The sequence below is a fragment of the uncultured Subdoligranulum sp. genome, from assembly GCF_937890665.1.
Genome location: NZ_CALADU010000183.1, coordinates 22589 through 36494, shown reverse-complemented (window position 1 = coordinate 36494; position 13906 = coordinate 22589). Strand labels below are relative to the sequence as shown.

Annotated in this window: 13 protein-coding genes; 2 read left to right on the top strand and 11 right to left on the bottom strand. The window is 59.7% G+C overall.

Translation table 11 applies throughout. The features are described 5' to 3' along the window. The 8 genes from Q0526_RS10590 to rlmD all read right to left on the bottom strand — a co-directional run. Positions 1–2158: GH25 family lysozyme (locus tag Q0526_RS10590; protein ID WP_298733324.1), on the bottom strand; the 2158-nt coding region annotated here is incomplete at its 3' end. 155 nt (positions 2159–2313) lie between these two features. After that, the gene (locus Q0526_RS10585) at positions 2314–3063 is read right to left on the bottom strand and encodes a tRNA threonylcarbamoyladenosine dehydratase (RefSeq protein WP_298733323.1); all 750 of its coding nucleotides are present in this window, start codon (positions 3061–3063) and stop codon (positions 2314–2316) included. Between the two features lie 58 nt (positions 3064–3121). After that, positions 3122–4747, bottom strand: a complete 1626-nt coding sequence (locus tag Q0526_RS10580; RefSeq protein ID WP_298733321.1) for a DUF4153 domain-containing protein — start codon at positions 4745–4747, stop codon at positions 3122–3124. 36 nt (positions 4748–4783) lie between these two features. Then, positions 4784–4996, bottom strand: coding sequence for a helix-turn-helix transcriptional regulator (locus Q0526_RS10575; protein WP_204651751.1), 213 nt, complete (start codon positions 4994–4996; stop codon positions 4784–4786). Between the two features lie 15 nt (positions 4997–5011). After that, positions 5012–5482, bottom strand: a complete 471-nt coding sequence (locus Q0526_RS10570) for a DUF2975 domain-containing protein (protein WP_298733319.1) — start codon at positions 5480–5482, stop codon at positions 5012–5014. A 151-nt stretch (positions 5483–5633) separates the two neighbouring features. After that, positions 5634–6128: an HD domain-containing protein gene (locus Q0526_RS10565; RefSeq protein WP_298733317.1), complete on the bottom strand. Its 495-nt coding sequence runs from the start codon at positions 6126–6128 to the stop codon at positions 5634–5636. 106 nt (positions 6129–6234) lie between these two features. Then, positions 6235–6927: a hypothetical protein gene (locus Q0526_RS10560; RefSeq protein ID WP_298733315.1), complete on the bottom strand. Its 693-nt coding sequence runs from the start codon at positions 6925–6927 to the stop codon at positions 6235–6237. A 2-nt stretch (positions 6928–6929) separates the two neighbouring features. Next, positions 6930–8075 (bottom strand): 23S rRNA (uracil(1939)-C(5))-methyltransferase RlmD, encoded by a 1146-nt coding sequence (gene rlmD, locus Q0526_RS10555; protein WP_298733313.1) that lies wholly within the window; start codon positions 8073–8075, stop codon positions 6930–6932. A gap of 124 nt (positions 8076–8199) precedes the next feature. Between rlmD and Q0526_RS10550 the strand changes: the two genes are divergently transcribed. After that, positions 8200–8820 carry a flavodoxin family protein gene (locus tag Q0526_RS10550; RefSeq protein WP_298733311.1) on the top strand — a complete coding sequence of 207 codons (621 nt, stop codon included), beginning with the start codon at positions 8200–8202 and terminating at the stop codon, positions 8818–8820. A gap of 45 nt (positions 8821–8865) precedes the next feature. Here the strand turns inward: Q0526_RS10550 and Q0526_RS10545 are convergent, their stop codons facing one another. Then, a complete protein-coding gene (locus Q0526_RS10545) occupies positions 8866–9387 on the bottom strand; it encodes a phosphatase PAP2 family protein (RefSeq protein WP_298733309.1) in 522 nt (173 codons plus the stop codon). Positions 9388–9497: 110 nt separating this feature from the next. Here Q0526_RS10545 and Q0526_RS10540 point away from each other — a divergent pair, with 110 nt between their 5' ends. Next, positions 9498–10796 carry a hypothetical protein gene (locus Q0526_RS10540; RefSeq protein WP_298733307.1) on the top strand — a complete coding sequence of 433 codons (1299 nt, stop codon included), beginning with the start codon at positions 9498–9500 and terminating at the stop codon, positions 10794–10796. 50 nt (positions 10797–10846) lie between these two features. Here Q0526_RS10540 and Q0526_RS10535 read toward each other — a convergent pair whose 3' ends face one another. Both Q0526_RS10535 and Q0526_RS10530 read right to left on the bottom strand, forming a co-directional pair. Next, positions 10847–12064: a hypothetical protein gene (locus Q0526_RS10535; RefSeq protein WP_298733305.1), complete on the bottom strand. Its 1218-nt coding sequence runs from the start codon at positions 12062–12064 to the stop codon at positions 10847–10849. Between the two features lie 30 nt (positions 12065–12094). Then, a complete protein-coding gene (locus Q0526_RS10530) occupies positions 12095–13894 on the bottom strand; it encodes a hypothetical protein (RefSeq protein WP_298733302.1) in 1800 nt (599 codons plus the stop codon). Between the last annotated feature and the right edge of the window lie 12 nt (positions 13895–13906).

The window sequence follows — 13906 nt, the reverse complement described above, 5'->3', positions numbered from 1 at the left end:
CGGCTGCCGAATCCGATGCCGTACTATTGTCGGAGCCATAGCCGTTCCAGCGGTCCCGGTTGGCAACCAAGGTGCTTGCCGGCACAGCATCGGTCAACTCTACCCGGCAGCTCCCTCCCTGCGTAAAGACGAGGTTCAAACGGCCAACAGCTTCCAGTCCCTGTCCGGCAGCCAGCACCGGCACCGAACCGGTCTGGTTTTCGGTGGCGCCGCCGTCAATCACCGCGGTGACGTCCAACTGGGCAAGAGTACCTTGCAAGGCAGCCACATCCACCCCCGGCGTGGCAATGCAGAGGATCGCATCCACCCCTTCGGCCTGCAAAGCCGTCACCTGCTCACTGGCCGTCTGGGCCAGATCGTTGGCAATGGGGGTTTCCTCGTTGACAAGGCCGATGGTCTGGGTGACGGCCTCGCTGTCTGCCAGCGAGAAGAAGCCAATCTTGTAACCGGCACGTTCCACCACATAGTTCATACCGTTGGTGATGCGGTTGCGGTTCCAACTGGTAGAGCGGTAGAAGATGGCCGAACCTTCGGCATCCCGCAGGTTGGCGGCCAGCGCCGGACCGGCGCCCATATTGGCGTCGCTGCGCAGACGCTCGATGCCGTAGGCAAGGTCCTCGGCGCCACAGGCCTGCAGGTCATATCCGGCGGCCGAGAAACTGCTGAACATATCCATACCGCCGGTCAGACTGGCACTGAGGGTTCCATGCAGACTGCCGCCTGCATCCAGCAGGATGGAATCCGGCGTAGAGGCCTTGAGGGCCGCCACATCGGCCAGACTGACGTTGCCGTCGTCCCGCTGACCATCCAGTTGGCCGGTAGCAAACACCGGCACGGTGATGTCCCCTACCCGCACCACGCAGGAGACACTCTCGGTACCATCGGCCAGCGTAGCGGTGATGGTACACTCCCCGCTGTCCGCCCGGGCCAGCACCGTCCCGTTTTTGTCCACAGTGGCGACTTCTTTATTACTGGTTTGCCAGTAGATCTTCTGGCCGCCTTCCTCCTCGGAGGGTTGGTTGGTGGTCAGTGTGGCACGGGCATCCTTCGCATCCAGATGGAGTTCCATCTGGTAGGTATCATTCACAAAAACCGGGTCCGCCGCTTTGCCCATACCGTCCGCAATGCCGGTCAAGGTAAAGGGCCGCATGATGAAATCTACATCCACCGTTTCGCTCTGCACACCGTAGTCGGCGCCGGGGGCCTGATAGGTGCACTGCCACATATCGTAGGTACCGGTATAGCCCAACGAGTCAGAGAACCGCGCAACCCACAGATTATCCCGCCACGGGTCAAAGGCCGGGTCATCGAACCGGGCGCGCCCCCAGTTCAGCGAGGCATAAATGCCCTGCTCCCCTGTATAGCCCAACTCCACCAACCGGTCAAAGAAGGCTTGCGTGATGGCGGCCATCTCCTCAGGGAAGATGTCACTGATGCTTTTATCCTCCAGATCGTAGTAGACCGGATAGGACAAGGTGTAGGGCGAAGCGGTATAGTCCTCCAACCCTTCCTGCGGAGGCGCTACCAGTCCCACCAACCGCGCCACATGGTCGGCTTCGGACCGAGCTTCCTCCACCGTCGTGGCGTAGGAATACAGGTACACCCCGAAAGGAATCCCCAGTCGAGTACATTCGTCGGCATTGCGGCGCCACTGGTCGTCATCCTGCGCCCAGTCTGCCTCCTGCCCATCCCACTCGCCGCCGTATCCACAGCGCAGGATGGCAAAATCAATGCCTGCCGCTTTGGCTTTTTCCCAGTCCACTTCCCCTTGGAATTTGGACACGTCGATACCCTTGAGCACAGCTGCCGGCATAGCTTCGCCGCTGGAATTGAAGTAGTATCCCAGTTCATTTTTCTGCCACGCGGCCGCAGGGGTGCCAAAATCTGCCTGCGCCGGGCCGCTGGGGCCGGCAGTACACCGGGTCAGCACAATGCAGACCGTTACCACCACAAACAGGCAGAGCAAACACAGCGCCAACACCAACCGGTTGCGCCGGCGGCGAGAGCGTTTACGACGAGATTTTCCGTTGCGGGGCGGCTGCGGCCGTCCCGTCGGCGGTTGGTTGGGCCGCCCCGTCGGCGGCTGCTGGGCAGCCGGACCGGCGGTGGGGGAAGCAGCCCGGGCAGAGCTGCGGTAAATTTTGCGATCTTCAGACACGGCGATGTACCTCTCCTTGGCAGGGTATGCAGCAAAATTCAAACAATATAAGTAAGAATAGTGTAACATTTTGCCGAACAAATTACAATCCGGTACCACCGGAATAAAATGTAAAATTCCACAAAAAAATGCGCTCCCAACGGGGAGCGCATGGTTTATCTGTCGGATTCGGCACGGTAGGTTCCAGCTTTGCGCAGCAGGTCCTTGACCACTTCACTGCCGCAGAGCAGCCCGCAGGCCGCCGGCACAAAGGCGTTGCTGGCCGGCACGGTACGCCGGCCCTGCACCGGGTTTTCCTCCAGCTCATCGGTTAGGGGCGGCAGCGGCACTTCGGTGGAAAACACCACCTTGACCTTGCCCAACCGCCGTTTGCGGCACTGGATGCGAATCACCTTGGCCAGCGGATCCACACTGGTCTTTTCGATGTCCGCTACCCGAAAAGCCATCGGGTCCAGCTTGTTGGCGGCCCCCATGCTGCACAAGATGGGCGTTCCCGCCGCTTTGCACCGCTCGATGAGCAGCAGCTTGGCCGAAACGGTGTCAATGCAGTCCAATACATAGTCGAACCGGCTCAAATCGACGGCATCGGCGGTATCAGCGCCATAGAACATCCGGTGGGCGTATACTACCGTGGTGGGGTCGATGTCGGCAATGCGGGCCGCCATGGCATCCACCTTATACTGTCCCAGCGTAGAGCGCAGCGCCACCAACTGCCGGTTCAGGTTGGACTCTGCCACGGTGTCGCTGTCAAACAGGCTCAGCGTTCCTACCCCGCTGCGGGCCAGCACCTCCACGGCCTGACCGCCCACCCCGCCGATGCCAAACACCGCCACATGGGCGCTGCGCAGCGTCTGCAAGGCCGGCGTGCCCAGCAGGGCACGGGTTCGGGTATAGATATCGGGCATACAAGGTACCTCCGGGTGGTTTTCATCAAGGTGGCCGGGTTGGGTCCCGACGGTTTTATTATACCCCCTTTTCCCGGGTCGTCAAGGCAGCGCTTGTGCAGCGGCCGTTCACATCAAAGGTCAGTCGAAGCCCATGGGTGTCGTCCAGCTCCACTTCCTGCGTTTGGCCGACACTGAGGGATCCCGTCAGATTGTACAGCGGCAGCAGATCTTGTATGCTGCGGTCGGTAAACCAGCCGGCATCCAGCAGCCAACGGGTATAGGTCACCACCTTGGTCCGGTCCCGGCCACGCTGCCAGAAGTTCAAGCCGCAGTCCCGCAGCACATCCAGATCCAACTCAGCATCCACACCGGCTGTATAACGCGCCACGTTGGCTTTCACAATGCGGCTTTCCAGATCCGTGCAGGAAAGCACCACAAAGCTCACGGCCAGCACAGCCAGTCCGATACGGGCCGCCGGAAGTACCCGGAAGACCCGCACCAGCAGCAGGACGGCCCAGACTGCCAGCACGCACAAAAACCAGCCGGCTACCACCCGCCGGGGCGTATACCCAAACAGGTGGATATAGGTGGCCAACTTTGCCCCCGCCAGCACCGCGAAAGCCACCCCATAACCGCAGAAAAGGGCTGCCAAGGCTTTGGGCAGCGGCTGACGGCCCAAAAATCGTATCGCCGCCAACACGCAGAAGTTCATCAAAAGAATGCGCAGCAATTCCCAGAAACCATCCACAGCAAAGGAAGCGGCCACCGGCGCTGTAAGCCCCAACGGTGCAGCCGCGAACCATTCGGCGGCTTGCAGCACAAAAAACAAGGTATATATAAGGCTGAGTGCCCCCACGACCACGTTCGCTGTCACAGCGGGCAGCACCCGGACGGGCTGCAGCAAGGCAAAGAAGCGGTCCCCCGTACAGGGCGGGGTTTCCCGATGCAGCGAGCCTGCCACCAACCCGTACAGCCACGCCCCCACCGGCAGAGAAAGCAAAAAGTAGATGAAGGTCTCCACAAATCGGTAGCTATTCAGCAATTCATCCAGCCAACGGTCCAGTCCCTGTCCCAGTGCAGCGAAGTTCGCATCGGCCGCCGCCAGCAACTGCCATGCCGTACCGCACAGCAGCAAGGTAAGTAAGACCGTCCCCACCGCCACAGCAGTCTGGCGCAGCTTCACCCGATGCTGCGCCAAAGCGTGCAGCCCCGCGCCCACCGCCGCGATACGGCGGAAAAAATTGCCGAAAGGCAGCACCACGCCGCCCATCAGTCCGTCAAGGAAGCAAAGACTGCCGGTATATCCCTGTGCCAGCATACCGCAGCGGGCCAGTACAAACCAGATGGCAAAAAGATGCCACACCACTACCTGCCACCCGGTCAATGCCGGCTGTACACCCCAAAGGGGCATCACACAAGAAAGCACCAGCCAGCACCCCGCCCAGAGCGGCGTTTCGGGGGATGCCTTGCGGTGCAGGGCGCGGGCCATTGCCTCCACCCCGGCAACAAAGAGCAGGGCAAAAAGCAGGATCTCCCATCCCAGCTCCCCTGCAAAAAAGAGGATTCTTCGGGTATAGAGATAGGCCAGTGGATAGCTGGCCGCCGCCCCCCACAGATAGGCTTTTGCCAGTGGTTTGGGGGCAATTTTGGGCGCACTTTCACAGAGGGGACGCCCGGCGCCCTCTTTCGACAATTCGGTCATGGAAAACCTCCTATTCGGTTGTTGATCCGGCAGCCGTTACGGCTCGTCGGGAATATACTCCAACAAATCGGCAGGCTGGCAATCCAGCGCCTTGCACAAAGCCTCCAGCGTGGAAAAACGCACCGCCTTGGCTTTGTTATTTTTTAGGATGGAAAGATTGGCCGGAGTGATGCCGATTTCCTCGGCCAACTCCCCTGCACCTTTATGGCGGCGCGCCATCATCACATCCAGATTGACCACAATGGGCACGATGGCGTACCTCCTTTAAATGGTATAGTCCAATTCATCCTTCATACGGACAGCCTGTTCAAAAGCGTTTTTCAGCACCCGCACCAGCAGCGCCATAAACCCGGCCGCCACCGCCAAAAAGGCAAAGGGCAGATAGATCAGCACCCCCGCAGGCAGGCAGAGGACCGCCGCCCCCATACAGCACCAGCTGATACGCCGCAGCGCCTGCACGGTTTGGGGGACAAAGACCTGCCCCTGTTCCAGCCGCTGTAAAAAGCGGTATAGATTGTACAACATCCAAAACGTCAGTGCGGCACACAGATACCCCAACACCAGCAGGGCCACCTCCACCACCGGGCCGGTATGCTGCAAGATATGGGTATCCACCAGCCAGCGCACCAACCACGGTCCCGATACCGTCATCACTACACTGGCCAAGATGGCCAACGCCACCACATAGCGAGTCAGGGTGATGCTTTTGTGGTCGTCCCATTGCCAACACTTCATTGCTCGATCGCTCCCGTCTTGTTCAGGTTAGCAGCAGTATAGCACAGGTATTATTGTTTTGCAAGCATTTTTTATTGTTTTTCGATAAATTTATCTTGTTATACGAAAAAAGTCCTGCTTGGCAGTACCAAGCAGGACTTTGTAGGATAGATTACGAATGCTGCCACGCAGGCTGCGGTGCGCTGCGCTCCATGATGGTTTCCCATGTCGAGGACATTTTATCGGCCAAACAAACCAGCACTGCTTCGCGGCAGCGGGGCACCCACATGGGGGTCAGCGGCCACATATGGCTTTGGATGATATTCTTCTCGGTTTCATTGAGGCGGAACACCGTCTCGGCATTGTACCGGGCAATCAGCGGATGCTTGAAGCCATGCCAACGGGTGATGTTGCGGCAGGCATGCCAGTCGTACAGATAGAAATCGTGCAGGAAGGCTCCCCGCAGCAGGCTGGCCTCCCGCGCACGGCACCCAAACCGCAGATTCAGCCAGTAGGCGATCCGCGCCACCCGCAGGCAATGTTCATAGGTTGTGACCGTTCCGTGCTGGATGAACTGCCGCATTTCCAAGGCGCTGGGATCATCCGCCACGCCGCAGAGCAGTTCTTTCATCCGTGTTTCTTCCGCCGGGGTCAGTTTACAGAACATAGGCACGCTCCTTTTTGCTTTCCTCGCTCCAACGGTTTTATTATACCGTCTGCCGCCCGGCACAGCAAGCACTTTTTCAAAATTTTACACATGGAGCCGCATTTTTTTACACTTGCGGCGGATTCTGTAAAGGTTTATCCGGTGGAATTTCCGCATCGGTACCGGGGTAACGCTCCACCGGCGTAGCCGACAGGGTTTCCAATTCTCTCAAAACGGCTTCGTTGTCGTCGTAGACCATCGGCAAAAAGACCCTGTGGTTGCTGCGGATGATCTTACCAAAGCCCGTCCAGTAGTTGGTGTGCTTGATTGCCGCACCGGAGGCTTCGTACACCGTGTCGATTCCCCCACACCACAAAACCAGAAAGCTCCGGTCGGGAAAATAGAGGATCCGATCCAGCAGCGAATAGGGCACCGAAGATTCATACCGCAGTCCGCGCCGCCCATCCCGACGATCCCGGTAGCTATAAATCAAGCGCTTGGGCTGCAGGTCCAGCTTGTCATCCCAGCGGCAGATTGCCACACCCCGGCAGGCAGCACGATCGTTTTTCCAAGTGATGATGGCGATGGGCCACAGGATCAGACCGGGCAGCAGCGCCGCAATCATCGTCCAGTTAACGCGCTGAAACGCATCTTCCCCGGCCGTTGCCAGATAGGCCCCCACGCCGCACACCAGTGGAATCGCCACCGCCAGCACAAGACGCCGGTTCCGAACCGGGCGGCGCTGGATCCAATAGGGCTCCAGCCGATAATCGCTGCGGTCATATTGCCGTTGCTTGCGAGGATTGGTATGGTAGATCATGGTCATCTCTCCTGCCGGGTGAGCAAAGCCACCGTTTCAATATGGCGGGTGTGGGGGAAGAGATCCACCGGTACAAACCGCTGGGCCCGATGCCCTTGCTTCCCGAAAAGCGCCACATCCCGGGCCAGCGTTTCGGGGTCACAGCTCACATAGACCACTCGCCGGGGCGCCATCCGCGCCACTGCCTCGATGCAGGCCGGGGTGCTGCCTGCCCGCGGCGGATCCAGAAAGACCACGTCGGGCCGCAGGTGTTCTTGGGCAGCTCGGGTCATCCAAGGGGTGGCATCGGCGCAGTAGAACCGCGCGTTTCGCAGCCCATTGCGGCGGGCATTGGCGATGGCGTCCCCCACCGCCGCCGGATTGCGCTCCACCCCGATCACCCGTCCTGCGGACGGTGCCGCACACAGCCCGATGGTACCGATGCCGCAGTAGGCATCCACCACCGTTTCCCGGCCGGTCAGCCCTGCCAGTTGGATAGCCGCCCCATAAAGCACTTCGGTCTGCACCGGGTTGACCTGATAAAAGCTGCGGGAGGAAATGGCAAACCGCAGACCACATAAAGTATCCAATACAAAACCGGGACCATAGAGGACTTTTTCCCGGTTACCCAACACCGCACTGGTGGCGGTGGGGTTGCAGTTGTGGACGATGCCTGCCACCCACGGAGCTGCCTTGCGCAGCGCCGCGCAGAAGTTCCGCGCCCCCGGCAAAGCAGGCCCCGGCGTGACCAATGTGACCAACACATGGTCATCCCGCGTGGCGCGCAGCACCACATGGCGCAGCAGTCCGGTCCCCCGGTCCTCGTCATAGGCGGTCCAGCGACAGCTTTGCGCCGCTTCGGTCACCGCCGCCAGCGTACGATTCAAAATCTGCTGTTGTAACAGGCAGTCCCCACCGGGCAGCACCCGATGGGTGCCCTCGGCATAAAGACCGCAGACCAGTTTTCCTTGCCGCATGGCGAAACTGGCGATGGCTTTGTTCCGATAATGCCACGGTTCGTCCATCCCCCGCACCGCTTCCACGGGGGCAAACCGCCCCAACAGCGTTTGCAGCCGCGCCTGTTTTTGCGCCAACTGCTGGGGATAGGGTGTGGTCAGCAGCGGACATCCGCCGCAGTGCTGGGACACATTGGGACAGGTCTTGTTCATCGCAGGGGTTCCTTTCCGGCAGATTTGCCCAAAACCGCTGGGTGTGCTACAATAAAAACAGCGCATCGGTCCCCCGCCGGGACCATACACTGGGATAGATCCCACACAAACGGAGGCAAACGGTATGAATGTACTTTTGATCAACGGCAGCCCGCACAAAAACGGCTGCACTTATACGGCCCTGAACGAAGTGGCCGGTGCCTTGCAGCAGGCCGGCATCGAGACTACTATCTTTCACATCGGGGCAGCGCCGGTAGGCGGCTGCGTAGGCTGCGGCGGCTGTGCCAAGGCCGGAAAATGTGTATTCGGGGGCCCGGGCGCCGAGGTCCTGCCGCTGGTAGAAAAGGCCGACGGCATCGTGTTCGGCGCGCCGGTTCACTATGCCACGGCAGCGGCCAGCATGCTGGGCTTTATGCACCGGTTAGGGATGAGCGGCGGCGCCTATCTGCGCCACAAGCCCGCTGCGGTGGTCACCAGCGCCCGTCGCGCCGGAACCACCACGGCGCTGGAAGCCATGGAGAAGATTCCCCAGTTCTTTGAAATGCCGCTGATCAGCTCCACCTACTGGCCCATGGTTCACGGCGGCAACGCCGAGCAGGCCCTGCTGGACGAAGAAGGCTGCCAGATCATGCGCAACTTGGGCCACAACATGGCGTGGATCCTGCGCTGCATCGAGGCCGGCAAAGCCGCAGGCATCGAAGCCCCGCAGGCAGAAAGCGGCAAGCGCACCAACTTCATCCGCTGAGAAATCTTTCCAAGGCCGGACGCACCGCGCGCCCGGTTTTTTGTTTTACCCCAGCAGCATCTGCACAGCCCATCCGTAGAGCTGCCAGCCCGCCAAGGCGAATCCGCCCCCAAAGGCAAGACCCGCCACCACATCGCTGGGATAGTGTACACCGGTAATGACCCGAGAAGCCGCAATCAGCAAGGCCAAGGCCACCAAGGCAATTCCCAAGGGCAGGCTGCAATGCCATGCCACTACGGCGATGGCCGCTGCCGAAAAGCAGTGGCGACTGGGCATACTGCGCCCCTTCTCTTTTTTAGGGAACAGAGGCTGATAGCCCATGGCTGTATAAGGCCGGGGACGGTTGATGCGGGTTCGCAGGGCACTGCCCAGCCAGAATGCTGCCGCCGGGACGAGCAGCGTCGGCAAAAACTGCGCTTGCCGGCGCGCCGCCAGCCAGAGCAGCAGTGCGCCATACAACAGATAGACCGCTGCCACCGCCCCACGGCTGACCAGATACAGCCCCCGCCGTGCGGCCGGACGTGCGTTGAACCAGCCGATGATCGCCCGGTATTGCTCTTCTTTCATGGACAGCCCCTCCTTGTTGGTATAAGGATAGCATCCCGCAAAAGGCTTGTCAAACCGCCGACCTTGTGTTTATAATAAAGTCAGTCTGGAAGAATACGGAGGATTTGCCTTTGTTTGGTTTTGCAAACGCCCTGCTGCTGGCTCTGTTTGCCGCAGCTGCGGTAGATTTGATAGCAAGCTGGCACCGCTGCGGCGGGCCTGCGGCGGCGCTGCGCTGCCTATGGAAGCAGGAACACCTGCTGTTCGGTCCATGGGGGGAGGCTGCCCGGCTGCGGTTGGGCCAGTATGCCTTCTGTTTGGGATTGGCCCTCTATGAGTTCACTGTGGTTTTTTGCAACAGCACAGCACGGGAGCATTGGCCTTGGCTGCAGGCACGAGTTTCCCCGGTGCTGGATACCGTGATGTACCTTGCCTTTTTTGCCAAGATTTTGCTGGGCACCCGGTACAACTGGCGCAATTTGGGCCTTGCCGGAGCGTTGTATTTTATTGCCCGCTGGGTGTATTTCAATGGGCAAAACATCTGGTTTTTAGGCTTGGCGGTGGTACTGCTGGCCGCCAAGGATGTACCGCTGCGCCGGGCCATGAAAGCCTTTTTGGGCTGCGGTGTGCCCACGCTGGCACTGGTAGAGATCCTGCATTTTGCGGGCATCCTTGCCCCCGGTGCCACCAGTGAACGGGACGGCAGTTATCGGCTGCTGTTCGGCTACGGACACCCCAACACCTTCGGCGGCATCGTGTTTGGTCTGGTGCTGGCATGGGTGCTGCTGCGCCGAGCCAAACTGCGCTGGGTAGAACTGGCCGGTGTGGCAGCGGTGGCAGTTTTTCTGCTGGTGGGGCCGGCCTCCCGCTCGGCAGCGCTTTGTATGCTGTTGCTGGCCCTTTTACTGGCCGCCGCCAAACTGGTCGGCCATCGTCCCGCCCCCAAACCGCTGGCGGCACTTTGCGCCGCGCTGGTGGCGCTGGTAGGCGCAGTCAGTATGATCTTACCGCTCTTTGTCATCAAGATCGGCCCTTGGGCCAACGCCATCGGCCCCGCATGGCTGCGCCGTCTGGATGAACTGCTGACCTGCCGAATCTCCCTTTCCTGGGCGGCCTACCGCATGTACGATGTGAAAATTGCCGGGCAGATGCTGATGGAATGGCCCATTTTGGACAACATCTTTGTCTATCTGCTCTACCAGTTCGGTCCGGTACTGCTGCTGATTGCCGCCGTATTGATGATGGTGGCCCTGTACGGCTACGCCCGCCGTGGCAGTTGGCAGGAGGTCACCTGTCTGGTGGCAGTGCTGCTCTACGGCTATATGGAAACGCAGGTTTTGCACATTACCAGCGACCCGGCGGCGCTGCTGCTCTGCGGTGCTATTTTTGCCGTGCCAATCTCCCGTTGGAACAACGAGTCGGAATCCTAACCCAAAGCAAAACGCGCATGCGGAATACCCGCATGCGCGTTTTTTGTATATTAGAACGGCCACAACTGCCATGTGGCAATGGGAATCTTAAAGGAAGCACCTTGCAGCATTTGTACAAGGAAACAGATGCCGCTGATGATATGCCAAAGCAGCGCTGCTGCACAGATGGCCAAACGCCCGCCCAAACAGGCCGTGCGGCTTCCTGCGCGCCACGCGGTCCAGCCCCGCAGCCAAGCACAAAAAGATTCCAAGAAAAAGATCCAGAAGCAGATAAAGGGCCCCCACCAGAGATTGGCATGACTCATCCGGTCTCCGCTTTCGATGATCAGCAGTGCCTCGGCCATCGCAATGGCAAAGGTCAGCAGGCTGAACCGGTAGCGGAAGTTCCCCCATGCACGGCGTCCCAGCAGCACCGCCACTGCGCCCACAAACACAAAGGAACGAACCAAGCCGCGGCGCGAGGCTTCGGTAAACAAGCCCCAAGAAATTTCGTGGGTGGCAAATTCCGCCGGGTCCACCTGAAATACCAACTGCAAGCCGCCGCTTTCCCCGCCGAAGAGCACCACGGATTCCAGCAGGCATAATGCAATGCTGGGCAGCACGCTGCATCCCACAAGGATTTCACACTTGAGGTTGGTGCCCCGGGTCCGCACAAGGTCTATTACCAACACCACCAAAAGTGCCGGTGCAAAGGCGAAAACCAAGCTCGCTTTAAATCCGGTTGCTACTGTAAGCAACACCGTATAAACCAACCAGTCTCGGCGGTTTAGCCCGCTCTCCATCTGCTGCCAAACACGGTAAAAACTCACCACCGCCAGCAACGCAAAAGGCGCCAGCATGATGTAGGTGGTATTATGGTAGTTGACACCGTTGACAGTACCCAGATACCAGTATCCGCCGCGGGGGATCCAGACCGCCTGCGACAGGTTGACGATCAGGCTAACGATCCATCGTACCGGGGCGGACATCTGCGGCGCGGCAGGACGCAGGGCCCAAGCAAATACCCCCATTGCGGCCACCTGAAAAATAGCCAACAACACCGCCATGCCCCACTCTTTGGCCAGTGCATAGGCCGGCGGAATCAAAAGATAGGCAAGGGTATAGACTTCCCCCCGCAGGGCTTCGTCCAGATGTTGGGGCAGGTCCGAGGGGAACCCCTCCGTGGCGCAGAGTTGATGGTAGTGCAGGCTGCACATTGCAACAAAGTATACCGCCATCAAAACAAACGCCAACAACCGTTGTCCCCATCGCTTTTGCTGTTCTTGCATATAGAAATCCTCTTTGCTAGAATCGGCGCCTTATTCCGCCGCCGTCAGTTGAATGCTGTCCCCCAGCACCGGATCGGTTTCGGGGATGGTCAGCCATAGGCCACCGTCCTCCGCGTTGCCGCTGACCAGTGACTGAACCGGTACGGTGTAGGCGGTTTCGGTGCCGTCGGCACTGCGGGTGGTATATTGCAGCACACCCTCCGTATCGGCTCGGGGCGGCAGATAAACTGTTACGCCGGTCACCGTTTCCAACGGCTCATCGGCCCCAAGCCCCAGCCACGCAATGTCGTAATTCTTATCGGCACCTCGTCCGATGCCCAACCGGTAGACAGTGGTTTCCTCATGGGATTCACCACGCCAAACCACCAGTGCATGGGCGTTGGTGTTGGTGTCGGCATAGCGCTGGAAAAACGCCTTCTGGGCTGTCAGGTTACCGCCCCATACGATGAAGTCGCAAACCACCGGATCCTCGGTGCCCACTTCGTCGGCAATACCGGCAGCCACCGCCTCACCAAAGACGGTATAATCCCGCCCGCCGCCCTCGTAGGAAGCTCGGGTCAGCGACCGCTGCCATACCACCGAGAACGCCATGCCTGCCGCCAGCAGCACGCTGACCACCGCCCGACGGCGGGGCCACCAACTTTTACGCCGGGCCCAGCGCAGCAGCCAGATCAATACGGCGGCTGCCATCAGGCCCACGCCGAACGATTCCACCGTCTGGGGAATATAGCCGTGCCGCCAGTCCACGTTGCCGTCCTGTTGATATTTAGGCGACACCGCAATGAGCAGCGCCGGGGCAGAGAGCATCGCCAATCCGGTAAGGAAAAGGATGCCGTTTTCCTGCGGGGTGGGCAGCCGATCCAGCGCGGCCAACACAAGGATCACCGCCACAGCCAGCACCACGCCACAGATCACATCGGAAACTTCCACCGGACCGGGTCGCATTTTGCCCGCGATCATAGCGTTGAGGGGGAACCCTGCCGACATCTGCATAACCCAGGTCCGCAGAATGGCCACCAAATCGAAATTGGGAGAAATGCCTTCCAGATTGGCGGCATCCCCCGCCAAAATTCCCGCAGCACGCAGGGCGTTGACCACCCGCGCCCCCACATTGAAGGCCAGCGCAGCCCCCTCCCCTGCCAAGATAGGCAGGCTGAGACGCAGGGCCGGGCGCACCTTGCCGGTGTAGAGCCATGCCAGCCCGAAGAGCGGCACAATATACACAAAGCCGATCTCAAAAGTGGCGCAGGCGTGTAACGCGCAATACGCCGCTATCACTGCCCAGCGTTTATGGCCGGTGTCCTGCCAGCGCAGCACGCACAGCCCCGCCACCAGCACCGGCAGCAAGGTGCTTTGCACCAAAGCGCCGTAGGAATACAGGCTGTTGCCGGTGGAGTCCTGCCAAAGCGAAAACATCATAGGCATCAGGCAGAAGCACAGCATGCCCAATTTTTTGTTATGGGTCGCCTTGCCCACCAACCAACCGGTCAGGGCAATATCGGCGTAGGTCCAAGCCAAAATATAGAGCCTATACCCCACCAAGTCGCCCAAAAAATAGCTGGTCCAACCAATCAAAGGCGGAGAAGAAAAAGGCCGGAACCGCCCTGCCTGCAACAAAAACTGGGGCAAAACCGACTTCCAGTTCATGAGCAGAACGTCCCAGAAGGTATGGTGGGTAGCATAGTAATAGTTTTGCAGGTTGATGATCTCGTCATCGCCGCCCAGCTGGGCGCAGGTGGTGATGCTCAGGTACCACCATCCCGCCGCAAAGGACAACAGACATACCGCCGGCCAAAACCAGCGCTTTTCCGTCCAACGTTTCAGTTCCATCGGTTATTCTCC